Annotated in this window: 22 protein-coding genes; 13 read left to right on the plus strand and 9 right to left on the minus strand. The window is 66.4% G+C overall.

Annotated elements, in window-relative coordinates; genetic code table 11:
• Positions 1-10: 10 nt before the first annotated feature.
• Positions 11-877: a DUF3034 family protein gene (locus Q4F19_RS15660; RefSeq protein WP_303544318.1), complete on the minus strand. Its 867-nt coding sequence runs from the start codon at positions 875-877 to the stop codon at positions 11-13.
• Between the two features lie 99 nt (positions 878-976).
• On the opposite strand from Q4F19_RS15660, the gene Q4F19_RS15665 reads away from it, so the two are divergent.
• Genes Q4F19_RS15665 through Q4F19_RS15685 form a run of 5 tightly spaced genes read left to right on the plus strand, consistent with a single transcriptional unit; the run spans position 977 to position 6416 of the window.
• A complete protein-coding gene (locus tag Q4F19_RS15665; RefSeq protein ID WP_303544443.1) occupies positions 977-1588 on the plus strand; it encodes a cupredoxin domain-containing protein in 612 nt (203 codons plus the stop codon).
• Complete coding sequence (locus Q4F19_RS15670) at positions 1588-3915, plus strand: putative bifunctional diguanylate cyclase/phosphodiesterase (protein ID WP_303544321.1); 2328 nt, start codon at positions 1588-1590, stop codon at positions 3913-3915. The genes Q4F19_RS15665 and Q4F19_RS15670 overlap by 1 nt, the downstream gene beginning before the upstream one ends.
• Before the next feature lie 55 nt (positions 3916-3970).
• Entirely contained in the window at positions 3971-4297 is a 327-nt protein-coding gene (locus Q4F19_RS15675; protein WP_303544324.1) for a DUF485 domain-containing protein, read from the plus strand.
• Positions 4294-5997 (plus strand): cation acetate symporter, encoded by a 1704-nt coding sequence (locus tag Q4F19_RS15680; RefSeq protein WP_303544327.1) that lies wholly within the window; start codon positions 4294-4296, stop codon positions 5995-5997. Before Q4F19_RS15675 ends, Q4F19_RS15680 begins: the two co-directional genes overlap by 4 nt.
• A gap of 50 nt (positions 5998-6047) precedes the next feature.
• On the plus strand, positions 6048-6416 hold the full coding sequence (locus Q4F19_RS15685) for a hypothetical protein (RefSeq protein ID WP_303544329.1): 369 nt from the start codon (positions 6048-6050) through the stop codon (positions 6414-6416).
• A gap of 23 nt (positions 6417-6439) precedes the next feature.
• On the opposite strand, the gene Q4F19_RS15690 is transcribed toward Q4F19_RS15685, so the two are convergent.
• From Q4F19_RS15690 to glf, 3 genes are all read right to left on the minus strand, one after another.
• Complete coding sequence (locus Q4F19_RS15690; protein ID WP_303544332.1) at positions 6440-8071, minus strand: Na+/H+ antiporter; 1632 nt, start codon at positions 8069-8071, stop codon at positions 6440-6442.
• Positions 8072-8184: 113 nt separating this feature from the next.
• Positions 8185-8559 carry a hypothetical protein gene (locus Q4F19_RS15695; RefSeq protein WP_303544335.1) on the minus strand — a complete coding sequence of 125 codons (375 nt, stop codon included), beginning with the start codon at positions 8557-8559 and terminating at the stop codon, positions 8185-8187.
• 46 nt (positions 8560-8605) lie between these two features.
• Positions 8606-10984, minus strand: a complete 2379-nt coding sequence (gene glf, locus Q4F19_RS15700) for a UDP-galactopyranose mutase (RefSeq protein WP_303544337.1) — start codon at positions 10982-10984, stop codon at positions 8606-8608.
• Between the two features lie 166 nt (positions 10985-11150).
• Between glf and Q4F19_RS15705 the strand changes: the two genes are divergently transcribed.
• The 6 genes from Q4F19_RS15705 (at position 11151) to Q4F19_RS15730 (ending at position 16150) form a co-directional block, all read left to right on the plus strand.
• Positions 11151-12767 carry a family 1 glycosylhydrolase gene (locus Q4F19_RS15705; protein WP_303544340.1) on the plus strand — a complete coding sequence of 539 codons (1617 nt, stop codon included), beginning with the start codon at positions 11151-11153 and terminating at the stop codon, positions 12765-12767.
• 149 nt (positions 12768-12916) lie between these two features.
• Positions 12917-13627 carry a dienelactone hydrolase family protein gene (locus Q4F19_RS15710; protein WP_303544342.1) on the plus strand — a complete coding sequence of 237 codons (711 nt, stop codon included), beginning with the start codon at positions 12917-12919 and terminating at the stop codon, positions 13625-13627.
• A gap of 54 nt (positions 13628-13681) precedes the next feature.
• On the plus strand, positions 13682-14656 hold the full coding sequence (locus tag Q4F19_RS15715; protein WP_303544345.1) for an aldo/keto reductase: 975 nt from the start codon (positions 13682-13684) through the stop codon (positions 14654-14656).
• Positions 14657-14745: 89 nt separating this feature from the next.
• Entirely contained in the window at positions 14746-15054 is a 309-nt protein-coding gene (locus Q4F19_RS15720) for a hypothetical protein (RefSeq protein ID WP_303544348.1), read from the plus strand.
• A 20-nt stretch (positions 15055-15074) separates the two neighbouring features.
• On the plus strand, positions 15075-15818 hold the full coding sequence (locus Q4F19_RS15725; RefSeq protein ID WP_303544351.1) for a DUF72 domain-containing protein: 744 nt from the start codon (positions 15075-15077) through the stop codon (positions 15816-15818).
• A 128-nt stretch (positions 15819-15946) separates the two neighbouring features.
• On the plus strand, positions 15947-16150 hold the full coding sequence (locus tag Q4F19_RS15730) for a hypothetical protein (protein ID WP_303544354.1): 204 nt from the start codon (positions 15947-15949) through the stop codon (positions 16148-16150).
• Between the two features lie 50 nt (positions 16151-16200).
• Here Q4F19_RS15730 and Q4F19_RS15735 read toward each other — a convergent pair whose 3' ends face one another.
• Genes Q4F19_RS15735 through Q4F19_RS15745 form a run of 3 tightly spaced genes read right to left on the minus strand, consistent with a single transcriptional unit; the run spans position 16201 to position 20141 of the window.
• The gene (locus Q4F19_RS15735) at positions 16201-17490 is read right to left on the minus strand and encodes a hypothetical protein (protein WP_303544357.1); all 1290 of its coding nucleotides are present in this window, start codon (positions 17488-17490) and stop codon (positions 16201-16203) included.
• A gap of 9 nt (positions 17491-17499) precedes the next feature.
• A complete protein-coding gene (locus tag Q4F19_RS15740; protein ID WP_303544360.1) occupies positions 17500-17691 on the minus strand; it encodes a DUF5989 family protein in 192 nt (63 codons plus the stop codon).
• Entirely contained in the window at positions 17688-20141 is a 2454-nt protein-coding gene (locus tag Q4F19_RS15745) for a carbamoyltransferase N-terminal domain-containing protein (RefSeq protein WP_303544362.1), read from the minus strand. The genes Q4F19_RS15740 and Q4F19_RS15745 overlap by 4 nt, the downstream gene beginning before the upstream one ends.
• A 341-nt stretch (positions 20142-20482) precedes the next feature.
• Here Q4F19_RS15745 and cdd point away from each other — a divergent pair, with 341 nt between their 5' ends.
• Together cdd and Q4F19_RS15755 are read left to right on the plus strand one after the other, a co-directional pair.
• Entirely contained in the window at positions 20483-21448 is a 966-nt protein-coding gene (gene cdd / locus Q4F19_RS15750; RefSeq protein ID WP_303544364.1) for a cytidine deaminase, read from the plus strand.
• A 68-nt stretch (positions 21449-21516) separates the two neighbouring features.
• Complete coding sequence (locus Q4F19_RS15755; RefSeq protein WP_303544367.1) at positions 21517-23076, plus strand: amidohydrolase family protein; 1560 nt, start codon at positions 21517-21519, stop codon at positions 23074-23076.
• Between the two features lie 54 nt (positions 23077-23130).
• On the opposite strand, the gene Q4F19_RS15760 is transcribed toward Q4F19_RS15755, so the two are convergent.
• Positions 23131-24216 carry a hypothetical protein gene (locus tag Q4F19_RS15760; protein WP_303544369.1) on the minus strand — a complete coding sequence of 362 codons (1086 nt, stop codon included), beginning with the start codon at positions 24214-24216 and terminating at the stop codon, positions 23131-23133.
• A gap of 9 nt (positions 24217-24225) precedes the next feature.
• A complete protein-coding gene (locus Q4F19_RS15765; RefSeq protein WP_303544372.1) occupies positions 24226-26211 on the minus strand; it encodes an adenylate/guanylate cyclase domain-containing protein in 1986 nt (661 codons plus the stop codon).
• Between the last annotated feature and the right edge of the window lie 2 nt (positions 26212-26213).

Genomic DNA, 26213 nt, shown 5'->3' on the forward strand with positions numbered 1-26213 from the left:
TGACGTGGTACTAGAAGGCGGCTTGCAGCTGCACGAACGCACCGCGCTGGCCCTTGACCGTCGCGACCGATCCAAGATCGGTATAAGCGACCGTTGCGGTGAGATTGTCGGTCAGCGCATAAGCGATGAAGGCATCGAACCAGTCGTCCTCGCGGGCAATGCCGAGATTGTCGGGCTTGCGGCGATATTCGCCGCCGATCGCGATCCGGCGCGACAGCTGCCACGCGGCCGAGCCTTCGAACTGGAGCGTCGCGGCGCGCTGCTTGTCGCCGCCGAAGCCAAGCAGGCCCATCTGGTTCGCCTTGGTCAGCCGCGCGGTCGCGCTGAGCAGGATGCTGCGCGACAGGAACAGGCGGCTGACGGTCGCATAATAATCCGCGCCCGAGGCGTGCTTCGCGCCGAGCGCGTGGACGATCGCATCGTTGTTGCTCGTCTTATACTGTGCGCCGATCGCGATGGCGGGAAGCGCGTCATAGACAAGATCGCCGGCGAGGCGGACCTTCGCCCCAAAAATGTCCTGCGCGAACCTGTAATTCGCGCCGAGGCCGAGCAAAGCGCCGATCCGGTTCGTGTCGAAGCGCTGGTGCGCGTAGGACAGTTCGATCCGGTCGCGGAAGCCCAGAGCGGCGCCGGCGCTGGCATAATCATAGTCCTTCACCGGAACGACCGTCGCGTGGGCTGACAGGCCGATCCCATCCGAGGTTTCGTTGCCGGCGATCACCGCCCAGGGCGTGAGGCCGCCGCCCGCGGCGCCGTCGAGCGACGAGATGCCGTTGGTCAGCAGCAGCTTGCCGCCGTTGCGAAGCGGCCTGGCCGCAGCCGGGCAGGACAACAGCGCCAGAGCGGCGACGCAAGCGGAAGCGAATCGACGAGCCATGATGCGGTTTCGATGCACGATCAGGGTTAATGATCCGTCATCCGCGGTCTCGCCGCGTCGTTAACAGCTTGTTGACGCCTGCCGCTTACCGCGTGCGTGATGCGTATCCCGGTTCCTGCCTTGCTTCTGTTTGCCCTGTCCGCTCCGGCGTCGGCCGGCAGCCTCGATCTGCGGATCGTCGATCAGGCGGGGAAGCCCGTTCCCGATGCAGTGGTCACGGTCTATCCGGCCGGCGGCGTGCCGCGGGGTGGGTTCAGCTTCACGCCCGGACCGGTGATGACGCAGGAGAATATCGCCTTCGTGCCGCACGTCCTGATCGTGCCGGTCGGCGCGACGGTGCGCTTCCCGAACCATGACAAGGTGCGCCACCACGTCTATTCCTTTTCGAAGCCGGCCCGGTTCGAGATCAAGCTGTTCGGCAAGGACGAGACGCGCAGCTACACCTTCACCACCGCGGGCACGGTGGCGCTGGGCTGCAACATCCACGATCAGATGAGCGGCTTCATCAAGGTGGTCGACACGCCCTTCGCCGCCAAGACCAATGCCGCGGGGCAGGCGAGCATCAGCGGGCTTGCGCTGGGGACCGCACAGGTGACCGTGTGGCACCCGAGCCTGCGCGCGAAAGACAATGAGCAGAAGTCGGTCGTGCCGATCCCGGCCAGCGGCGCGGTCGCGCGGACGGTGACGCTGATCTTGCCTGCGCTCCGGTGATGCGGACGCGGCTGCCTTTCCCGACGAGCCGTTGGGCGATCGCCTTGTCCTCGCGCCTGACGGTCAAGCTTGTCCTGTTCTACGGAGCGATGTTCGCCGCCGCGGCTTTGCTCTCCTTGTGGGGGACGCGCGAGGCGATCCGCGCCAATGCCGAGCAGACGATCATCCGCGAGATGACCGTCGGCAGCAGCATCTTCGATCGCATCGCGGCGATGCAGATCGAGCAACTGCACCGCGCCGGCGAAGTGCTGGGCAGCGACTTTGGCTTCCGCGCGGCCGCCGCCACCGGCGACGCGCCGACGATCGAATCCGCGCTGGACAGTCTCGCCGGTCGGCTCAAGCTCAACCATGCGATGTTCGTCGCGCAGGACGGCACGATCACGGGCAAGCCGGGGGGCTTCACGCCACGGGATCGCGAGCGGCTGATCGCGGCGCTCAACGAAGGCAGCGAGACGGGCATCGCGCGCTGGGCGGGCGAGCCGCACATGGTCGCCGCCGCACCCGTCAAGGCGCCGATGCTGATCGGCTGGGTCGTCTTCGCGCGCGACATGAACATGGCCGACCTGCGCGCGCTGGCGCAGCTCTCGACCGCCGACCTACATCCGCGGATCGAGCCGCTCGCGCAGGTGCCGCCCAATTTGCGGCCGATCGGCGGGCGCGTGGCGGCGCCCGTGCAGATGACGGCGGATGGCGAGCGCATCCTCGTCCAGGCGCGGCCCGTCCAGAACTTCGGATCCGGCGACGCGCAGCTGCTGGTGCTCGAATATAGCCTGACCCAGGCGATGCAGAGCTACATGCCGATCCTGTGGTCGCTGCTCGTGTTCGGGCTGCTGGGCCTGCTCGTGGCGCTGTGCGGGGTGGTGATCGCGTCGCGCAGCCTGACCCGGCCGATCCTCGCGCTCGCCGCCGCCGCGCGCCGGGTCAGCGAGGGCGAGCATGTCGAGGTGCCGGTCGAGACGCAGGACGAGATCGGGCTGCTCGCGAGCAGCTTCAACACGATGGTGCGCGATATCGCGACGCGCGAGCGGCAGATCGCGCATATGGCCTTCCATGACGGGCTGACCGGGCTCGCCAACCGCACCCTGCTGCGCGAGCAATTGGCGCTGTCGTTCCAGAGCGGCGACCGGCGGGGCTTCGCCTTGTTCTGCCTCGATCTCGACAATTTCAAGTCGGTCAACGATACGCTCGGCCATCCCACCGGGGATGCTCTGCTGTGCGAGGTAGCCGCGCGGCTGAGCGCGGCCTGCCCGACGGGCTTCGTCGCGCGGCTCGGCGGCGACGAATTCGCGATCATCGTCCGGCGCGACGGCACGTCCGAGACGATGGTCGCGCGCGCGCTGATCGCGGCGCTGGCCGAGCCGTTCGCGGTCAACGGCCATCGCATCGTCGTCGGCACGAGCATCGGCATCGCGCGCGCGCCGCAGGACGGCGAGGATGGCATCGCTTTGCTCAAGAATGCCGATCTCGCGCTGTACCGCGCCAAGAATGACGGCAAGGGCAGCTTCCGCTTCTTCGAGGCGGCGATGGACGCCGAGGCGCAGGAACGCCGATCGATGGAGATCGATCTCCACGAGGCGCTGCGCAACGGCGAGCTCGAACTCTATTTCCAGCCCTTGTTCGGGCTCTCGCAGAATCGCGTGACCGCGTTCGAGGCGCTGCTGCGCTGGAATCACCCGACGCGCGGCATGGTCTCGCCGGTCGATTTCATTCCGCTCGCCGAGGAGACCGGGCTGATCCTGCCGATCGGCGAATGGGTGCTGCACGAGGCGTGCCGCGCCGCGCGCACCTGGCCCGATCATATCCGCGTCGCGGTCAACGTCTCGCCCGTCCAGTTCCGCAGCGCCTCGCTCAACAGCGTCATCCTGCAGGCTCTGGCGTCGAGCGGGCTGCCGCCGCAGCAGCTGGAGCTGGAGGTGACCGAGAGCCTGTTCATCGAGAATGTCGAGGCGACTTTGGCCTCGCTCCATTCGCTGCGCGCGCTGGGCGTGCGGGTCGCGCTCGACGATTTCGGCACGGGCTATTCGTCGCTGAGCTATCTGCGCAGCTTCCCGTTCGACAAGCTCAAGATCGATCGGAGCTTCATCATCGATCTGCAGGCGAACAATGGCGCGACGGCGATGATCAAGGCGATTACCGGCCTCGCCGATGCGCTCGGCATCGAGACGACCGCCGAGGGCGTCGAGACGATCGACCAGCTCGATATTCTGCGCAAGCAGGGCTGCAGCCAGATCCAGGGCTTCTATTTTAGCCGTCCGATCCGGGCCGGCGCGGTCGCCGATCTGATCCGCGAACTCGATTATCAGGAGCAGGCCGTCCAGGCCGCCTGACAGCCGCCGTGCAGGCGTGCGTTGCCATTGGCGGCGTCTCCGCCGATGAAGGGGCATGATCGCCCCCTCCCATCCCGCCAGCGCCCTCGAGGCGCGCATCGCCGCCGATCCGCGCTATGTCGCGCTCGTGCGCGATCGGCAGCGTTTCTCGTGGACGCTGACCGCGATCACCGTGATCGTCTATAGCAGCTTCATCTCGCTGATCGCATTCGACAAGCCGTTCATGGCGCGCTCGATCGGCGGGGGCACGACCAGCATCGCCGTGGTGCTGGGCGCGGCGATGCTGATCGGCACGATCGCGATCTGTGCCGTCTACGTGCGGCGCGCCAACGGCGAATATGATGCGCGCCTCGCCGCTTTGCTGGCGGAGCTGGCGGCATGATCCGCCGGCTGATGCTCACCACGGGCCTTACCGCGCTGCTGGGCTGGACGACGGGCGCGAGCGCGGAGATTACCGGCGCGATCACGCAGCAGCCGACCAACTGGACCGCGATCGCGATGTTCGGGGGCTTCGTCGCGATCACCTTGTGGATCACCGGCATGGCCGCGCGGCGGACGCGCACCGTCTCCGATTTCTATACGGGCGGGGGCATTACCGGCTTCCAGAACGGGCTGGCGATGGCGGGCGACTATTGTTCGGCCGCCTCCTTCCTCGGCATCACCTCGCAGATCTTCAACGATGGCTATGACGGGCTGATCTACGCGATCGGCTTCCTCGTCGGCTGGCCGATCGTGCTGTTTTTGATCGCCGAGAAACTGCGCAACCTCGGACGCTTCACCTTCGCCGACGTCGCCTCCTACCGCTTCCTGCAGGGGCCGGTGCGGAGCTTCTCGGCGGTCAGCACCTTGCTGGTCGTCGCTTTCTATCTAATCGCGCAGATGGTCGGCGCAGGGCAGCTCATCCAATTGCTGTTCGGCCTGCCCTATCTCTACGCGATCGTCGCCGTCGGCGGGCTGATGATGGTCTATGTCCTGTTCGGCGGCATGCGCGCGACATCGTGGGTGCAGATCATCAAGGCGGTGATGCTGCTCTGCGGGGCGACCTTCCTCGTGCTAGGCGTGATGGCGCATGTCGGCTTCTCGTTCGAAGCCCTGTTCGCGCGCGCGGTTGCGGTGAAGACGCGGGTCGCGCTGGAAAGCGGCCTCCCGCCCGGCGAGGCGGCAGCCAAGGGGCGCGCGATCATGGGGCCGGGCGGCTTCATCAAGGATCCGATCTCGGCGCTGTCGTTCGGCTTCGCGCTGATGCTCGGTACCGCCGGCCTGCCGCATATCCTGATGCGTTTCTTCACGGTTCCCGACGCGCGCGAGGCGCGCAAGTCGATCCTGTGGGCGACGGTCTGGATCGGCTATTTTTACGCTTTGACCTTCATCCTCGGCTTCGGCGCGATCGTGATGATCTCGTTCAATCCCGAATATGTCGATGCGGCCGGCGCACTTCGCGGCGGCAACAACATGGCGGTGATGCACCTCGCCCATGCGACCGGCGGCAACCTGTTCCTGGGCTTCATCTCGGCGGTAGCCTTCGCGACGATCCTCGCCGTGGTCGCCGGCCTGACCCTGTCCGCCGCCTCGGCGATCAGCCACGACATCTATGCGAGCGTCATCCACAAGGGGGCCGCCGATCCGGTCAAGGAATTGCGCGTCTCGCGGATCACGACGATCCTGCTCGGCATCGCCGCGATCCTGCTGGGGATCGTGTTCCAGAAGCAGAATGTGGCGTTCATGGTCAGCCTCGCCTTCGCGCTCGCCGCGTCGGGCAATTTCCCGGTGCTGGTGATGTCGCTGCTGTGGAAGGGCTGCACGACCAAGGGCGCGGCGTGGGGCGGGGCGATCGGGCTGCTCAGCGCGTTCGTGCTGACCGTGCTGTCGCCCGTCATCTGGGTCGCGGTGTTCCATTTCGACCAGGCGGTCTTCCCGTACAGCTCGCCCGCGCTCTTCTCGGTGCCGGCCGCCTTCCTTGCGATCTGGGCGATCTCGGTGACGGATCGTTCGCCGCGCAGCGCGATCGACAAGGCCGGCTATCCCGAACAGCGGCTTCGGTCCGAGACCGGCATCGGTGTCCACAGCCCTGCTGCGCACTGAGCCGCGACGCCTCCGCTTGATGCGGAGGCCGGTGCGGTGCAGGAGGCGGCATGAACCTCCACACGCGCGCCGTCGTCGCTGCCTCCGCTTATGCGATCGTCTCGAAACACAAGGCCGCCGGCCTGTTCGATCATGCGGCCGGCCGCCATCTGAAGATTGCCGCCGAATGCCGCGGCGATCGCCTGCAGGGCTATGACGGGGAGCGCGAGGTGTCGTTCGGCGGCACGCTGCCCGATCTGTACGATCAGGGCGACAAGGCCTTCATCGCTTACCAAATCGAGGGATCGACGGTTCGAGGCTTCGATCGCGGATCGACGACATCCTTCGTCGCTAACGTGACCGCCGAGCTCGTCCAGCTTTACGATCATAAAGAGAGCGCGTGGTTCGCGTTCACGGTCCAGAGGGCCGATCCGGAATAAGGCGAGCGGCGGCCGCCCCGCCGTCAGCCGCGGTGGCGCAGCTCGGACAGATCGAGCTCGCGCGTCAGCTTGCGCGCGGTTTCGCTGCCGATCCGTTGCGCGCGGACGAGGTCCAAAATCGTGCCGCGCTCGGCCTTCACGCCGACCAGGCGGAACTCGCGAACGAGCTTCTCCTCAGCGCGCGTCGCGTCCGACAATCCCTGGCTGCGGCTCTCGATGCGCTCGCGATAGAGGTCCATGACCCGCGTGCCGGCGGTGGCGTAGCGATCCGCCTCGCCATGATCCTCGGCCAAGGCATGCTGGCGCTCCTCGATGGCGCGGATCGCCGCTTCGGCCGCGGCGACGCGCGCGGCATCCTCTTCCGCCTGTTTCGATGGCTCGGGCGGCATGGTCAGGCCCTTCAGCAGGACCGGCAGCGCGACGCTCGCCAGCAGCAGCGAGACGATGATCACCCCGGCGGCGAGGAAGATGGCGAGATCGCGCGCCGGAAAGGGCGTGCCGTCATTGAGGACGAGCGGGATAGTCAGGACGCCGGCCAGCGTGATCGCGCCGCGAACGCCCGCGAACGACATCGCCGCGATGAGGCGCCAGCCGGGCGACGTCGCGACGGCACCGCGATTCTGTTTGCGCAGGATCGTCAGCCGGAGCGAGACCCAGACCCAGGCGAACCGCAAAGCCGCGAGCCCGGCGACGATCGCCAGGACATAGGCGCCGAGCCACCAGGGCGAGGCATGACCGGTGATCGCGACCGTCCGCGTCGATCCGGCGAGGATCGCGGGCAATTGCTCGCCGAGCACGACGAAGATGATGCCGTTGAGCGAGAACTGGATCGTGTCCCACACCGAATTGCGGCGCATCCGCGTGACCGCCATCGCCTGGCGCGAAATCTCGGCGAAGGTCATCGTCACGCCCGCGCTGACCGCGGCGAGGATGCCCGAGGCATGGAGATGCTCGGCGAGCAGATAGGAGCCGAACGGGATCAGCAGGCTGACGAGGATCTGAGAGCCCGTATCCTCGCCCCAGCGCGCCGTGACCCACGCCTTCGCGCGGCTGACGACGAGCGTCACCGCCACGCCGATCAGCAGGCCCGCGCCCGCGACCCAGACAAAGTTCAGCGCCGCGGCGCCGGCGGAGAAGGTTCCCGTCAGCGCCGCGGCGATCGCGAAGCGCAGGCAGACGAGGCCCGAGGCATCGTTGAGAAGCGATTCGCCCTCGAGGATGTGCATCATCCGCTTCGGAATAGGCACGCGCGACGCGATCGCCGAGACCGCGATCGGATCGGTCGGCGAGACCACCGCGGCGAGCGCGAACGCGACCGCCAGCGGCATCGCCGGGATCATCCAGTGGATGAACACGCCCATGCCGACGATCGTCATGAGGACGAGGCCGAGCGCCAGTTCGACGACGGTCGCGACGTCCTTCAGCAGCGCATCCTTCGGGATGCGCCAGCCGTCGAGGAACAGCAGAGGCGGCAGGAAGAGCAGCAGGAACAACTCGGGATCGAGATCGACGCGGTAGGAGGTCGACAGGCCGATGCCCGCGCCCAGCAGGATCTGCACGAGCGGAGCCGGCAGCGACACCGGGACCATCCGCGCGACCGCGCCGCTGACGACGACCGCCAGCAGCAGGATGAGCACGATCGATACGCTGTCCAAATCTTCGCTCCGGCCTGCAGGAGCATGCCAATTAGGGAGCGAAGGGTGCCCGGGGCAACCCCGGACCCGAAACCAGCGCTACGCTTCGCGCAGGAAGCGGCGCCTGACGGGGATCAGGGCGTACCCCGGCGGCACAGCGTCATCAGCCGATCGATGACCTGATAAGAGGCGAAAGGCGCGTGCATCCAGGCATAAGGGCCGGGTAGCGACGGGGCGGCCTGGCCGCCGACGAACAGCACCGGAAAGGGCAGGGTCTGCGCCATCAGCGCGACCCCGGCTTCGGGCGTGAGATCGACCGCGACGCAGCCGACGATCGACGCCAGATCCTCTTCGGGCACGAGCGTCGCCAACTCCTCGGGCACACCCGTCGCGGTGACCAGCGAGACCCCGCAAAACTCCAGGGACCGGCGAATATAAGCCGCGTTGAAACTGTCCTGCCCCGACAGGAGCAACACTTTTCCCGGGAACATGCCTGTCGGCCAAAGCATCTCGAATCTTCCTCCCTTGCAACGCAAGGTTTCAGGCAGTGGACGGCTAGGCCGCAGCCAGTTCCGCAGCGGATGCAGGAGCCGCCGAACGTGCGATCGCCTTCTCTCCCTGACCGGCGCTTAACCGCTTATACGCCGCGAGCGCCTGACCGACCACCTGATCCATATTGTAGTAGCGATAGGTTGCAAGCCGGCCAACGAAGGTCACGTCCTGCTGGGCGATGGCGAGCGCTTCGTAGCGCTTGAACAAGGCCTGGTTTTCGTCGCGCGGGATCGGATAATAAGGATCGCCGTCGGCGGCCGGATATTCGAACGTGACGCTTGTCTTGCTCGCCTGCTGGCCGGTCAGATGCTTATATTCGGTGACGCGCGTGTAGGGCACGTCTTCCGACGGATAATTGACCACCGCGACGTCCTGCAGCCATTCGCGATCGTGCGTCTGATGCTCGAAGCGGAGCGAGCGATAGGGCAGCTTGCCGAAGCGATGCCCGAAATATTCGTCGATCGGGCCGGTGAAGACGAGATGATCGTGCGGATAGGCCAGGCGCGCATCTCGATAGTCGACGCCGAGCAGCAATTCGATGTTCGGATGATCCAGCATCCGCGCGAACATCTGCGTATAGCCTTCGGCGGGCATCGCCTGGAAGCTGTCGGCAAAATAGCGATCGTCGCAATTGGTGCGGGTCGGCACGCGCGCGGTCACCGCCTTGTCGAGTTCGGACGGGTCCATGCCCCATTGCTTGCGCGTATAACCGCGGAAGAATGTCTCGTAGAGTTCCTGGCCGACCGCGGAGATGACGACATCGGCCGAGGTCCGCACGACATCGACGGGCTCGGCGCGCGAGGCGAGGAAGGCGGCGGCATCCGCGTCGGTCTGGAGATCGAGCCCGTACAGCAGGTTCAGCGTGGTCCGGTTGATCGGGATGGGCACGAGCATGTCGCCGACGCTGGCGAGCACGCGATGCTCGTACGGGCGCCATTCGGTGAAGCGCGACAGATAGTCGACGATGTCCCGGCTGTTCGTGTGGAAGATGTGCGGGCCATATTGGTGGATCAGGATCCCCGCGGCATCGACGACATCGAAGGCATTGCCGGCGATATGCGGCCGCCGATCGACGACGAGCACCTTTTTGCCCCCATCGCGCGCGAGCCGCTCGGCCATCACCGCGCCGGCGAAACCGGCGCCGACGATCATCACGTCATAATGCGGGCCCGGCGCGGCCGGCCACGTCGTCGGCGAGACGATCGGCTGGACATGGTCGGCCAGCTCGATCGCGGCGGCGATCAGGTCCGCCATCGCCCGGTGCGTGCGATCCCACGACATGGTCGCCAACAGCGCGTCGGCCTTGGCCAGCCACGCGCCCTCGGCGCCGAGCGCGAGCGCCTCGTCGCACGCCGCGATGAAGGCGTCGGGCGTATCGGCGATCTTCACCGCGTCGATATCGGCATAATGGCGGATCACGTCGACGATCGGCGTCGATACGACCGGCAGCCCGCCGGCCAGATATTCGGGGGTCTTGGTCGGGCTGATGAAGCGCGTCGCCTCGTTGATCGCGAACGGCATCAACGCCACGTCCCACGCGCGCAGATAGCGCGGCAGATCGGCATAGGCCTTGTTGCCGAGATAGTGGATGTTGGCGCGGCGCGGGAGATCCTCCTCGCCGATCTTGACGACCGGGCCGACCATCACGATCGACCAGTCCGGGCGGGCATCGGCCATCGCCGCGAGCAGCGCCAGGTCCATCCGCTCGTCGATCACGCCATAGAAGCCCAGACGCGGGTGCGGCATACCGGCCATGTCGCCGGGCTCGTCGATCGCGGAGCGCGCCTGCGCGAAATGCGCGACGTCGACGCTCGAGGGAAAAGCGTGAATGTTCGAGTGGCGATCGCGCTTGGCCTCGTACAGGCTGTGGCCGCCCGTGAAGACGATGTCGGCCTGCGCGAGCAGCCGTTCTTCCAGCGGGAGCAGGCTGGCCGGCGCGCCGCGGAAGTTGGCGAGCTCGTCCATGCAATCATAGACGACGCATTGCGCAGGCATGCTTTCCGAGAAGGGAAGCATCATCGGCGTATAATACCAGCGGATCAGCGGCCCCGACCAATCGCCGACGAACGTCTCCAGCAATTGGCGCAAGACGAGTTCCTCGTCCGCGGCGCCGTCCGGCAATTCGGGCGTCGCGACGATGACGCCGGTCATGGGACAAAGCCGGACCGCAAGACGCGCCACGGTCAAATCGGCGACGATGTTCGGCTCTTCCCAAAAGACGATCGTCCCTTCGGTGGCGAATCGCCCCATCAGATGCTGCGGACGCTGCAGCACGAAATCCCAACGCAGGTGGCTGAAGCACAATAACAGGAAATCACCATCATCGTCCGCTGCCTTCCACTGATTTATCGTGGAAATGCCAGCGTGATCGGACAATTGCATGGAGGCCCCTGAAATAAATTTTGGTTAAAACAGAATTCGAACTACAAAAGTTCCTAATGATTACAATTATAATATGTTATGATGCGTCGATTTTTGTTCTGATAATTTTGCCATCCCAAATCGTTACGCCCTCATATTCGATCGTAGGATCAGGAGTTTTTCGCGGATGTCCGATCTCGAATTATGGGGAGGCCCCGAATGCACGATCAATCGGGTCGGCCCGCGCTATGGCGATCAGGTGCGCGAGAGCGGCCACGACGTCCGCTTGAGCGATCTCGATCGCTTTGCCGAGCTCGGGCTCAGTGCGATCCGCTACCCGGTCCTGTGGGAAAGCGTCGCGCCGGACGATCCGGCCTGCATGGACTGGCGCTGGGCCGACGAGCGGCTGGCGCGGCTGCGCGCGCTCGAGCTCCGTCCGATCGTCGGGCTCGTTCATCATGGCAGCGGCCCGCGCCGCACCGATCTCCTCGCGGACAGCTTCGCGCCGGGCCTCGGCGATTATGCCGGGGCCGTCGCGCGGCGCTTTCCGTGGATCGACGAATATACGCCCGTGAACGAGCCGGTGACGACAGCGCGCTTTTCCGCGCTCTACGGCCATTGGTATCCGCACCAGCGCGACGAGCGCGCCTTCTGGCGCGCGCTGCTGAACCAGATCGACGGGACGCGGCTGGCGATGCGCGCGATCCGGATCGTCAATTCGGACGCCAAGCTGCTCCAGACCGACGATCTCGGGCGCACCTATGCGACCGCCGCGGTCCGCGACCAGGCGGCATTCGACAATGTCCGCCGATGGATGAGCTGGGACTTATTGTGCGGCCGGGTCGTCCCGGGCCATGCTTTGTGGGCCCGCCTGTGCGGATACGGATTCGAGCCGCGCCTGCGTGCGATCGCGGATGATCCCTGTCCGCCCGACACGATCGGCGTGAACCATTATCTCACGAGCGACCGGTTTCTCGATCATCGCGTGCAGCGCTATCCGGAGCGCAGCCGCGGCGGGAGCGGCGACCGGCCTTATGCCGATACCGAGGCCGTGCGCGTGCTCCAGCCACCACCGGCGGGGCTGGAGGGCGTGCTGCGCGAAGCCTGGCGCCGCTACGGCATTCCGCTGGCTGTGACCGAGATCCACAATGGCTGCACGCGCGAGGAGCAGATGCGCTGGATGGCGCAGGGCTGGGACACGGCCCGCCGGCTTCGCGACGAGGACGTCGATGTCCGCGCCGTGACCGCCTGGTCGCTGATCGGCAGCTATGGCTGGGATACGCTGCTGACGCGGCCGGGGCGCTACGAGCCGGGCGTGTACGAGATCGTCGATGGACAGCTTCGCCCGACCGCTCTGGTCGAGCTTCTCAAGCGCCTGCCGCGCGACGCGACGCTGCCAGCGGCTGCCACCGGCCATGGCTGGTGGCAGCGCGACATCCGCTTCCAGCATCGCCCGATCCCGCGTCCGGCGCCGTTTCGCGCCTTCGGCCGGGCTGCGGCCCGAGTTGCTCCCGATATCCTCCTGATCGCCGGCGTGGATGAGGCGATCGGAGTGGAGCTTGCGCGCTGCTGCCACGAGCGCGGCCTCGCCTGCCATTTCGAGGAGGCAGGATCGCTGCGCGACGCAGCGCCCTGGGGGGCGATCTGTTCCGAGGCTTCGCTCTTCCGCGTCTCCCGGGCATGGGGTGTCCATGAGGTGCCGGTTCTGGCCTGCGTGCCGGGGCTCGATGCGGCCGCCATCCACCGATTGCTCGACCGCCTGATCGATCTGGCGAGTCCGGCCCAGGTGAATGCCGCAGCCTAAGCCAGATGACATATTCAGGGCGGGCGCAGAACGCGTCCGATACGGCAACACGCCGCTCCGCAAAGGCAGGTCGATGCGGCCGAGCCGACCCCAGCGCGTTAAAGCCCCGCCGCTCGCTATGACCGGTCGCAGCGACATGGAGCCGGCGGATGGCAGGACGACCCTGGAATTACCGGCACGACGATCTCGCGCTGCGGGGTGAGCTTTACGAGCCGGTCGGCACGCCGAATGGCCGTGCGGTGCTCGTGGTGCACGAGGCCGACGGGATCGGGCAGAATGTCCGGAGCCGGTGCGAGTTGCTCGCGTCGCTCGGCTATGTGGCCGCCGCCGCGGACATGCATGGCGGCGGGCAGGTGCTGGCCGCCGAGGATATTCCTGCGGCGCTCGATCGCTTCCGGAGCGACCCTGCGCTCGTGAGGGGACGGGTCGGCGCCGCCCTCGAAGCGCTGTTCGAGACGACCGGATTTCGGCCGTCCGCGGTTGCGGCGATCGGCTATTGCTTCGGCGGCTTCGCGGTCCTGGAGCTGGCGCGGGATGGCGCTGCCGTGGCCGCTATTGTCAGCTTCCACGGTATCCTGACGAGCGCCGCACCCGCCGCGGCGGGCAGCGTACGGGCGCCCATCCTCGCCGCCACCGGCGCGCTCGATCCGCTCGTGCCGCCTCGGGACGTGGCCGCGTTCGAGGAGGAGATGCGCGCCGCGGATGCCGACTGGCATCTGCTGACGCACGGGCGCGCCTATCACAGCTTCACCAATATCGGGGTCGACGGGCTCGACGATCCGCGGATGCGATATGATCCGGTCGCGGATGCGATGTCCTGGGCCGCCGCCACGGCGTTCCTGGAAGCGCGTCTGCGGTGACTTCATACGCCCGCAGCGTCATGCTGCCGGCTGTTCTGCCACAAGGATAGAGACATGGCCCATTTTGCCCCACCCGGTCCGCTCGGCTTCGGCGGCGCGCCGCTCGGGAACATGTTCGATGTGGTCGACGAGGCGACCGCCGAGGGCGCGCTGGTGGCGGCGTGGGAGTCGGGCGTTCGCTTCTTCGATACCGCGCCGCATTATGGCAGCGGCCTTTCCGAACATCGCTTCGGCGCTGCGCTGCGCGCCTATCCGCGCGACGCGTTCGTGCTGTCGACCAAGGTCGGCAGGTTGCTCAAGGGCGATCCGAGCCATCCGGACAATCCGCCCTTCATCGATGGCCTGCCGTTCCGGATCGAGCCGGATTACGGCTATGATGCGACGATGCGGTCGATCGAGGACAGCTATCAGCGGCTGGGCCTCGCGCAGATCGATATAGCCTTCGTCCACGATCTCGCCGCCGATCATCTCGGCGATGCGTGGGACGAGCAGTTCGCGATCGCGCGGACGGGCGCGTTCAAGGCGCTGACCGAATTGCGCGAGCAAGGCGTGATCAAGGGCTGGGGGCTCGGCGTCAACCTGACCGAGCCCTGCATCCGGGCGCTCGAACAGTCCGATCCCGACGTCTTCCTGCTTGCCGGGCGCTACAGTCTCCTCAATCAGCCCGCGCTCGATCGGCTGTTCCCGATGTGCGCCGAGCGGGGGGTCCATGTCGTGGTGGGCGGACCCTATAATTCGGGTCTGCTCGCGGGCGGCCGCAACTATGACTATCAGGACGCCCCGGCCGACATGATCGCGAAACGCGACCGGATCGCTACGATCTGCGAGGCGCATGGCGCCGACATCCGCTCGGCCGCGCTGCAATTCTGCGCGGCGCATCCGGTGGTGGCGGCGATCATTCCCGGCGCCAAGAAAAAGGAGCGGGTCGAGGAGAATGCGCGGCTGATGGCGGCGACGGTGCCGCCAGCGGTCTGGCAGGAGCTGAAGGCGGCGGGCCTCATTCCGGATGGAGCGCCCGTTCCCGCCTGAGCCGGCGGCGCGTGCTGGTGCAGGGTCGAGGCATGCGCCCGATCGACGAGGCGGGACGTTCAACCAGCCCCATCATCGGAGCGCGCGCCATGTCCTCGACCCTTACTGCCAAGTTCGACACGCGGCGCGACGCGGAGATGGCCGTCGAGCGCCTGGTCCAGGCGTTCCATATCGAGCGCACCGACATCTTCATCGCGCCCGAGGGTGCTGCGAACAGCGCCGGCGACGAGGCGGCGGGCGCAGATCGGGAGGCGGGCGAGCCGAGCCCCGAAGGGCGCGAGGACGCGGCCCTTGCCGGCCGGATCGTCGTATCGGTCGATCTGGAGGATGATGACGCCGCCGACGAGATCCGCGCGGCGTTCGCGGAATTCGACGGCAGCGATCCGGAACTTAGCTGAGGCGCGGCGAGGGACTCCGCATGATCCGGCTCGGGACCGCGGGGTGGTCGATACCCGCGCCCGTCGGACCACTGTTCCCCGGCGATGGCCCGCATCTGGAACGCTACGCCGCCGTCATGCCCGCCGTGGAGATCAACTCCTCCTTCCATCGCCCGCACCGCCGATCGACCTATGAACGGTGGGCGCGAAGCGTGCCCGCCGATTTCCGCTTTTCGGTCAAGATCCCCAAGACGATCTCGCATGGCGCACGGCTGTTGGGCACGGACGCGCTCGTCGATGCGTTTCTTGATGAGGTCGGCGGGCTCGGCGCGAAGCTCGAAATTCTCCTGCTTCAGCTCCCGCCGAGCTTCGCCTTCGAACCCGACATCGTCGCGCCCTTCCTGACGCGCCTGCGCGGCCAACTGGCCGACGGGATCGATATCGCCTGCGAGCCGCGCCATGCTGGCTGGTTCACGCCCGCGGCGGAGGAGTGCCTGATCGGCCATCTCGTCGCGCGGGTCGCGGCCGATCCGGTGCGCGTCTCCGGCGCCGAGGTGCCGGGCGGCTGGGCTGGGCTGCGCTACCACCGCCTGCACGGCTCTCCGCGCATCTATCATTCCTCGTACGATACGCAGGCGCTGGAGGCTCTGGCTGCGGCCCTCCCGGCGGACGCCGGCGATCGGCCCAGGCAATGGTGCATCTTCGACAACACCGCATCGGGCGCGGCGCTTCCGGATGCGATCGCGTTCCAGGCGCTGTCTTCATCCGGACAGAATGTCCGATGATCCTGCCGCGGCGGGGCCATCGACTGTCTCGCGCGTTCAGTGAGTGGCGCTTTGGCAGCGCTCCGCCTGATGGCCGAGCCTGCGTTGCGCGCCGCGATGGATTCAGCGAACAGCTGACGGAGAATGACATGACAGATGGCAAGACGCCGGTGCAGGCCGATGGCGGCGGCACGCACAGCGACGCCGAGGATCGGACCGGTCGCGAAGGCGCCGGCGATTCCGGCGGCGGCGCTTACCCGAACCCGCATACGGGCAAAAAGCCCGAGGCCGGCTTCTTCGGCCATGGCGGCCAGACCGAGATCGTCGAGAAAGAGCCCGGCGCGTCCGATTGATCGCCCGCCGCCCGGCTTGATCGTCGCCGCTCCGACCGGTGCCGGACGTGCTAGCCGGCCGCGGGGACCGTCCGGCCTTCGTCCGCGAGATCGCGCAAGGCCTGCCGAAGCATCGGCACGCGCGCGAGCAGGATCCGGGTGAGGCGGGCGTGCATCACCGCATTGGGATGGCCATCGAGCGCAATCAGGAAAGGGAGCGGCGCGGCATCGAAACCGGGTTGAACATCGTTCACCGTCACCGTTCGCAGCTGGCGGGCGCGAAGAGCCTCGACCAGGGCCGCGACCTTCGCGGCGCGGCTGCGCTCGGGATCGTTGAGATCGGGCCAGACGATCACCAGGAATTGCAGCCGGGGGTAGAGCTGGTGCAACCCATCGGCGGCGCGCCGGACTATCGCACAATAGCGGGTCAGATCGAAGGAATTGGGTGGGCGATCGAGCCCGAGCACGCGCGAATAGACGACAGAGCGCGATAGCGCCGCCGCGATCGGACCCGGCACATAGAGGCGATCGTCGAGGATCGACTGTCCGCGATCGAATCCGCCCGCATAGACCAGCCGATCCCCTCTCAACCGATAGCGTGGGCCATATTCGTCCCATCCGCGCAGGCCGGCCACGCGCGCGATATTGTTGGGCAGCGTCTGATAGACGGCGAGGACCGGCAGGTGCCGGTCGCAATGCGCCTTTGCGGCGACCTCGCCGTTCAAGACCTGCCAGAGCATCTGGTGCGCGCCATAGCCGGTGAACGCGAAGTTGCGCGCATAGACGCGACCGCGGCTCAGGACGCCAAGCTGGTAGGCGGTGGTCTGATAATCCTCGACCCCCTCGCCCCACGCCATCGAATCGCCGAACATCAGGACGCAGGCGCGGGGCGCGCCGGGGCCGCCCGGCGGCGTTATCCTGAGGCCGTCACCGTCGACATCGTACCGGACGGAGTAAGCGAGGCGGCCATAGACCGTCCGGATGGAGGTCGCGCTGGCCCCGGGCCTCGGTCGATAGCCGAGACCCGCCGCCGGCATCAGCACGAAATGCCCGGGCCGGGCGAACGTGCCGCCCATCACAACCCCCGCCGGCACGCTATACGGGTTGCGCTGCTGGCCGATCCACAGCGCGCCTTCGCACAGGCCGACCGCGGCGATCACCGCCGCCAGGTTGATCCAGACCATCCGCGCGCGTGTCGAACTCGCCTGGCGGAAGAGCAGCAGCGCACCGGCGGTCCAGAGCAGGCAGATCCAGAAAAGCGGTGCGGCCCCGATCCGCACCCAGATCATCGCGGTTTCGAGCAGGACGAACACCAGTCCGCCCGAAATCCAGATCGTCCGGGCACGGGGAGGGGCGGACACGGGCGAGGATCAGACGATGGCGTAGACGAAGGGCGCAACGTAGCTGAGGCCGCCGGCCAGCATGAGCAGAAGGCTGGCGACGAGGATCAGGAGCAAAATCGGCAGCATGAAGATCCGCCGGCCGCTGGAGAAATGGCCGATCAATTGGCCGATCGTCGATGCGCGCGACGCAAAGTTTCTGACCGCCGATGTCTTTTTCATGCCGCAACCGCCCGCTTGTTGATCATGACGTCCCCCAGCACCATGAAATCGACCGGGTGAGACAGGAAGAATGCCAGCGCATCGGCCTCGCCGCCGACGATCGGCTCGCCGTTGCCGTTGAGCGACGTGTTCAGCACGATCGGCGGCGCGCCGCGCGCTTCCATGCGTGTCAGCAGTCCGAAGAATTCGGGGGCACCCTGCTCGCTGACCGTCTGGATCCGCGCCGTACCGTCGACGTGACGTACCGCGCCGAGATCCGCCGCCCGCTCTTCCACGACCTGGGACGTGGTGGTCATATAAGGCGTCATGTCGTTGTCGTGCGCGGAGAACCATTCGCCTGCGCGATCACGCAGCACCGCCGGCGCGAACGGCCGGAACGGTTCGCGCTTCTTGACGATCTGGTTGATCCGGTCGCGCATCGCCGGCTCGCGCGGAGCGGCGATGATCGAGCGCTGCCCGAGCGCGCGCGGACCCCATTCGAACCGTCCGCGGGCGAAGGCGCCGACCTTGCCCTCGAGGACCAGCCCGGCCGCAGCATCGAGCATGTCATCGGGCTCCTCCCAGGCGATCCCGAGCGCGTTGCACAGCGCGCGCGCCGCGTCGGTCGATATCGGGGCGCCCAAAGCGGCGCTCGTCAGGGCCTCGGGCCGACGACCGTCGAGCGCGAGCGCGCCGAGGATCGCTGCGCCCAGAGCGCCGCCCGCATCGCCCGCAGCGGGCTGGACGAACAGGCGCGAAAATCCGCTTTCGCGCAGCAGGCGCGCATTGGCGACGCAATTGAGCGCCACGCCGCCGGCGAGGCATAGGTTGGCGCTGCCGGTCCTGCGCCGCGCCTCGCGCGCCAGCCCGAGCAGGGCTTCCTCGGTAATCCACTGCAGCGACGCCGCGATATCGGCAAAGCGCTGGTCGTCGCCGTCCTTGTCGACATTCCAGGCCTTGCCGCGCTGCCGCGCCGGGCCGAGCAACTGTTCGAGCTTGGGGCTGAAGGCGATGTTCGTATCGGTGTGGAAGGCGAAATATTCCATTCCGAGCTCGAACGCGCCGTCGGGCTGGAGCCGCAGCAGCCTGGCGAACTCGGTCGTGAAGCGCGGCTGGCCGAAGGCGGCCAGTCCCATCACCTTATACTCGCCCTCATTCACCTCGAAGCCCAGGAAGGCGGTCACCGCGGCATAGAGCAGGCCGATAGAATGGGGATAGGGAATGCTCGCCAGACAGAGCAGGTCGGTGCCGCTGCCATGCCAGATCGCCGTCGATTCATCTTCGCCCATGCCGTCCACGGTCAGCACCGCGGCGTCGTCGAACGGGCTGGGGAAGAAGGCGCTGGCGGCGTGGCTTTCATGATGACCGACAGTGGTCACCAGCTTGCGCGGGACATCGAGCATATTGGCGATACCGTCGAGGACCCACATCTTGCCGCCGATCTGCGATCGCAGCGCGGCGGGGAATTGCCGCCACGAATGCGGGAAGGCCCCGAGCGACGACATGACGACGCGTTCCAGCCGGGCGAACGGATTTTCGTAGAAGACGACCCGATCGAGCTCCGCAGCCGTGATCCCGGCCTGATCCAGGCAGGCCTGCGCGGCCTGTTTCGGTAGGCCGGGATCGTTCTTGCGGCGCGAAAAGCGCTCTTCCTGCATCGCCGCGACGATCTTGCCATCGACGATCAGGGCGGCCGCCGAATCGTGATAGAAAGCGGAAATACCCAGCACCGCGCTCATGCGCCCGTCCATTCCAGCGTGGCTGGTGCGGGGATCTCGCTTCGGACGGGGGTCGCGCGGGGGTGATTGATCCACCCGGCGGGCCGCGGCCGCCACGAGGTCGCCAACCGGGTCAGAGGTGCGCTGATCAGGTAGATCAGCAGCATCAGCACGAAATAGATTCTCGGCGAGGAACCGGCCCATCCGGCGCCATGTCCGCCATTTCTCCCACAAGCGGGCCGCGCGGATCTCCGCGCGCGCGCGCGCCGGGCTGCCCGCCAGCTCGACAAGGAGATCATAGGTGTAGCTTTGATGACGGGACTCGTCGCGAAGGATCGCGTTGAACATCGCGAGGCTCTTGCGATCGCCCTGACGCCCGAACCAATCGCTATAGGTGCCGAACTGTTCGCAAGCGCGGCGCTCGCCGAGATGGACGAACGCAAGGAAGCGCATTTCGCCGAGCGAGACGAACAGATCCTCCGTGTCCGCGACGGGATAGCCAAGCGAAGGCTTGCCTTCGCTCAGCCGCAACTCGCTCGATCGAGACGCGAACATGCGGACGTGGCGAGCTTCGTCCAGCATGTGCCGCAGATATAGCGCCCGACGCTCGGCCGTGGGCGCGAGATGCGCGGCATTCGCCAGATCGAGCATGCTGCCATGTTCCGCCAGGGAAAAGCCGAACAATTTGCGCGCGCCGTGCCCCGGCACGCGCCAGATGATGGGGTTCAGCAAACGGGCGAGGGCGGCGACCATCGCAGCCTCCTGCGCAAGAGGCCGATCAGTGGGCGGGCGCCGCCGGTGCTGCGGGGGCGGGCGCGGCCGGCGAACTCGCGCTGGCCGCCGAAGGATTCGAAGCCGAGGGATTCGCTGCCAAGGAGGCCAGCGACGCAGCAGAAGCGGAGGATGCGAGGGACGCCGACGAAACAAGCGAGGTCGTGGACGCCTCCTTCATTCCACTATCCCGTCCGAACCAGAAGGTTCCGCCAAGCACCAGGATCGCCAGAATGACACTGAGCAAGATATTGGTGGTCCTATCCATTTCATCTCCCCCAAATTATGTTGGCATGACAAAACGACTCGCGTAAAAAAGTGATATGTTTTATTCGGTGAAAGTCAATTGTAGGAAGAATGCCGGTTTGCCTCAGCAAACAAACATAAAAAGGATTTTCATCATGGGAGATCCCGACTCGAAGCGCTATCCGCCGGAAATTCAATCCATGCCGGATGCATTCCGTCAACTATCTGATGCTTCAACATTTCATGGGGTGATTAGCGCTGCAGACGCCGCATCTCTGGCTCAGCAGATGGGAATCAGCCTGGAACAGCTCGCTACGAAACTCGTGCCGTTCGCGCAGCTCTATGCCGTCGTACCGATATCGAATTATCAGGTCGGCGCGGTCGGGGTCGGTCTCACGGGTGCGTTATATTATGGCGCCAATCTGGAAGTCGCCGGCGAGGCACTGAGCTTCACGGTCCATGCCGAACAGGCCTGTATCGCGAATGCGTGGGTGAATGGGGAACAGGGCCTGGCGACCCTGGCGATTTCGGCCGCCCCATGCGGCTATTGCCGGCAGTTCCTCTATGAGCTCGTCGATGCGGCGACGCTGACGATCGCGCTCCCCGGCCAGCCCCTGCAGCCGCTGACCTATTATTTGCCCGATCCGTTCGGCCCGCACGATCTCGGCGTGCAAGGCGGATTGATGCAGGCGCAATCGAACGGATTGTCGGTCGGCCAGCCACTGGATCAAACCGGCCAGGCCGCGCTTGCGGCGGCCAATGCATCGTACAGCCCCTATACCAGTACCTTCGCCGGGGTCGCGCTGCGCACCAGCGCGGGCGTGATCTGTGCCGGTCGCTACGCGGAGAATGCGGCCTATAATCCGAGCATGTCGCCGCTCGAGGCGGCGCTTTCGCAACTCGTCTTCAACAACCAGCCCTTCGATACGATCGTTGAAGCGGTGCTGGTCGAGGCGCCTGGGACGGCGAGCCAGGTCGGCACGACGCAAACCGTGCTCAGCGCCGTCTCCAGCACGCCGCTGACGGTTTACGTGACGAGCTAGCGCCATCGTCCGGCGGTAACGCCTGCGCGTGCCGCAGTCCCGGAAACGCATCCAGGAGTGAGCCGAATATGGCCTTCTTCGCCGAAGCGACGACAACCGATCGCCTCGTCCTGACGGGACGCATCGTGACGATGGATCGGGCGGGCACCGTCCATCCCAAGGGCATTCTGTGCATCGAGCAGGACAGGATCGCCGCAGTGGTCGGGGACCTTGCCCATGTCCCTGCCGAATTTGCCGGGATCGCACCGATCGACACGCACGGAACGATCTATCCCGGGCTGATCGAGCTGCACAACCATCTGAGCTACAATTTCCTGCCGCTGTGGAGCGTGCCGCGGCGCTACACCAACCGCAACCAGTGGCGCACGACCGAGCCCGATTACGACGTCTGCATCGCTATGCCGGCCAAGATCATCGGATCGAACATCGACATCGACTATCCGCGGAGCATCGCGCGCTTCGTCGAATGCCGCTCGCTTCTTGGAGGGGCGACGACGAGCCAAGGGCTGAGCAGCAGCGGCGCGGGGGGCTCGAAATGGTATCGGGGCCTGATCCGCAACGTCGAGGCTCCGAACGACGCGATCTTCCCGGCTGCGGGCGGACAGACGCTTGATTATGCGCCGGAGGAGATCGCCACCAAGCTCGTGCCGGCGCTCGCCAGAGATCGACCCTTCTTCTACCATCTTAGCGAAGGAACCGATGCCGATGCGCGCCAGCGCTTTCTGGACCTGCAATATGCGCCCGGCACCTGGGCAATCGACGATGACCTGATCACGATCCATTGCACCGCGCTGCAGCCCGGCGACCTTCCCCAATTGGCCAATGGCGCCGGGATCGTATGGTCACCCCTGTCCAATCTGCTCCTGTACGGATCGACGGCCGACGTGGCGGCGGCAAAGCAGGCCGGTCTGCGAATTGCGCTCGGATCCGATTGGTCGCCGAGCGGCAGCAAGAACCTGCTGGGCGAGCTCAAGATCGCCCGTATCGTCAGCGACCATCTCGGTGGCCTCTTCACGAATGCGGACCTGGCCCGCATGGTCACCTCGACCCCGGCGGAGATGCTCGGCTGGAGCGGGCAGGTCGGCAGCATTGAGCGTGGCAAAAAGGCCGATCTGCTCATTCTGGAAGGCGATGCCCCCGATCCTCATGCCCAATTGATCGACGCCAGAGAGGATGACGTGCTGGCGGTCGTCATCGACGGGCGCCCGCGGCACGGCCGGATGGGTTTTCTGGACTTCCACGCATCCCGGCAGGAAAGGATCGTCATCGGCGGGAAGGATTACAGCCTCGATCTGACCGAAGCCGGCACGGATATGCTGGCCGGACTGTCGCTCGCCACCGCGATCGCCAAGCTTACCCATGGGCTCGCCAATCTCCCCGCACTGGCCGCGCAAGCGGCTGCGGTCCCGGCCCACGCTCTCGCTTATTTCGATCGGCAACCGGTCAGCGTCGATTTCGAGCTGGAGGATCCGGTCGATTTCAGCGCCTTCCAGACCATGGCGCTGCGCGCCGTGCCCGCGCTGAAGCCGCTGGCGCTGGCGCCGATCACCGCGGTCGACGATGCCGGTTTCGTTCCGGCGCTCAAGGCGAACCGCAATCTGCCCGCATATCTCGTCAATGCCTTATAGGGCGGCGCGCAGGTCGGAGCCCTCGAACCGAGAACGTGAGCGCCGTCACGGCCGTCAGCGTATCGGGCCCGCATCGCAGGCCGTGGCGTCATGCTGCGCCAGCCATTCCCGCGCGGGTGGCGAAGCGCATCCCAACGCAGCGACGCGCTGGACCGCCTCCCAGGTCCAGGCGCCGTCGTTCTGCGCCGCGAGCCAACTCGCAAAATATATTGTGGCGACGTCCGGCGGGAAATTCGCAGCTGCAATCTCGCGCGGCGCGGAGGGCGCCTGCTCGGCTGCATGCACGCCGGCGACGACGACATTCGTTCTGTTCCCGTCGGTCGCGGTCACCGTATAGCTTCCGGCGGCGTAATTCGCACTCGGCATCACCACCGCGCATCGCCCGCGAATATCCTTTACCTCGCTCAGCACGTCCCGATGCTCGTCCTGGATGCGGATCGCAAACGGCTCGACGCCGCCGCGCCAGGCAATCAGCATGCTCCTCTGCCCACGCTGAAAATCATTCTCGAACGCGGAAAGAGCCGGAATGCGGAAGCGGACGGGTTCGTTGGACTTGCCACCCGGATTGGAGCAGGCCGCCATCGGCGATGCCGTCGCGAGCGCACGGCTGGCCGCGAGCACATATTGGCCGCCATTCGGTCGATCGTCTCCCGCGATGCCGCTGGCGAAGCTGCTGCCGGCGGCCGCGCGATACAAAGCGGCGAGCATGTTGAAGAGCCGCTTCGGAGCGCCGGGGATCGCCGGCGCCTGGATCGTGAAATCCGGTGAACCGGGGGGGATGGGCCTCGCCCGCTTTACGGCCCGGACTTCGCCGGTCGTCACCATCCGCAGGATCAGGACGGATTCCGCGTCCCTCAGGAAAATCTGGTCGCTATTCTGGAGGCCGTCGCTCTCTATCTTGGCCGCCTTCACCGGCCGGCCGGCGCGCACGAAGCGCGCCACCTGATCGAGCTTGAGGCCGGCCGGCGCGACGAATTCGACCGCTGCGACGCTGCCGGCCGCCGGATTGGCGGCAGCGGCGCGCTGCGCAAGAAGCGATCCGACGAGACATAATGCGACAGCGCCGGATCGACGCCGCCTCGAAGACCGGCCGGTGCCGTTCGGCAGTCGCGTCGGTATCGCTTGGTCAGGCCCGGCCATGTGCTTCCTTCATTTCATGGAGAGGATGTAATGGCCGGCGGGGCCGACCGCGGAGAGGCGCTCCACGAAGCGGGCCAGCGCGGTGTCTTCGGGCGTCTGGGAAGACAGGTGCGCGAGCTCGGAAAGAGCGGCGGGGTCGCCATCGTCGAACCGCTGGTACGAACGGGCGATTTCCTGCCGGCTGGCGCGCGGCAGATCGGGGACCGGCTCATAGACCGCCAGAGGTGTCGCGCGTCCGCTCAGGACGATCCGTCCCATCGGCCGGAACAGATCGCGCGTACTGCGGATGACGACAGCCTCGCTGACGAGAATCGACGTCGCGAGTTGCTTGTTCGCGCCTTCCAGTCGCGCCGCGCAGTTCATCACGTCGCCCAGCGCGGTATATTGGATGCGGGCGTCTCCGCCGAAATTACCGACGTGGGCGCTCCCGAAATGAAGCCCGATTCTGGTGCGGCCGACACCCAACGCCCGGAAGGTTTCCGTTCGGTGCCGCTCGCCGGCTTCGAAGATCTTCACGGCGGCGTCGATCGCGCGATCGGCATCATCGCCGCGCGCGATCGGCGCACCCCAGAAGGCGACGAGCGCGTCGCCGATATATTTGTCGATCGTTCCTCCATTATCGAGGACGATCGTCGCCAGTTCGCAAAGATAGACCTCGAGGAAATGAGCGACCGTCGCTGGATCAAGCCCGTGGCTCAGCGCGGTGAACCCCTCCAGATCGGTGAAAAGCGCATAGATTTCCCGCTTCTCGCCGGACAGGGTCAGCTGGACCGGATCGCGGATGATCGCTCTTGCGACTTCGAGGGGCAGGATTTTCCCCAGCGCTTCCTGCGCGAAGCGGCGTTGCTCCGCGCCGATCGCCCGCTGGCATATGCCGATCGCGGCGAATGCGAGCACCGCGCCCTGGATCCAGCCTCCCAATGGCTGATCGACCGTATCCATGCCGAGCATCTGGACCAGAACGGTTGCGCCGAGGACGAGGCCGATCACGGCGATGCCGGCGACGAGCGCCCACCCGATCGCAAGCTCTGCACGCGCGAGACAGATGCCGGCGAGCACCGAGACGATCGCCATGGGCCACCGCAACCACCCGGCTATGGGATGGAGGGTCGCACCGTCGAGGCGTTGCGCGAGCATCTCGGCATGGATCTCCAGGCCGGCCGTGCTGCCCAGGCCGAGAACCTTGTCGTTCAGAAGCGAGAAGCGATCCTGGCCGGAGACGTCGCCTCCCAGCAATATGTAGCGCCCGCGAACCTGCTCGCGCAGGAAATCCCGATAATCTTGTGAGGAACCGACCGGATCGGACAGCAGATCGATACTGATCCTGTTGAGAACCGGGGCCATGCCCTTGGGCAACCGATACCGGATCTGGCCGCGATAGTCTGCAAACGAAGCATTGGGGCCGGCGAGAGCGCGAGCAATGATGGGTGGGCCGGTCGCGGTGGCCGCCGGCCACCGTCGCGGTGTCCCGTCGCTGTCCTGGACGAGAACGACGGATGCGCTACGGACGTGGGGCGAGGCTGCACGGCGCAGGAAATCGTCGAGGAAGCGCTGCTGCCAGTCGAACACGCCCCCTCGCTCACCGCCGGCCGGCGCATACGCAATGTGGGTCGGCGTCCGCATCGTGCGGAGAGCCGCGATCAGTTGGGCATCCTCGGGCTGTGGCTGATCGAAGAGGATATCGATCGCAATCGCCTTCGCTCCGAGTGTGTCCAGCATCCGGAGCGCTCGCGCGATCACGGCGCGATCCATCGGCGAACGCCGGCCGATGCGGCGGGCCGTCTCGTCGGTATAGCTGACCAGCACGATGCGGGGATCGGGGCCGACACGCGGTGCCGTCGCGAAGCTCACCAGATCATGGAGCGCGCCGCTGGCTCGCCCGGCGCCGTCATCGTAGCGCGCTGAAGACAAGGCCAATGCGATCAGACCCACCGCCAGCGTCAGCCGCAAAATGCCGATATTCGCAACCAGCCAGCGCCACCGTTCCCCCATCATGC

It is taken from the genome of Sphingomonas natans (assembly GCF_030546695.1).
In the GTDB taxonomy this organism is placed as follows: Bacteria; Pseudomonadota; Alphaproteobacteria; order Sphingomonadales; family Sphingomonadaceae; genus Sphingomonas_I; species Sphingomonas_I natans.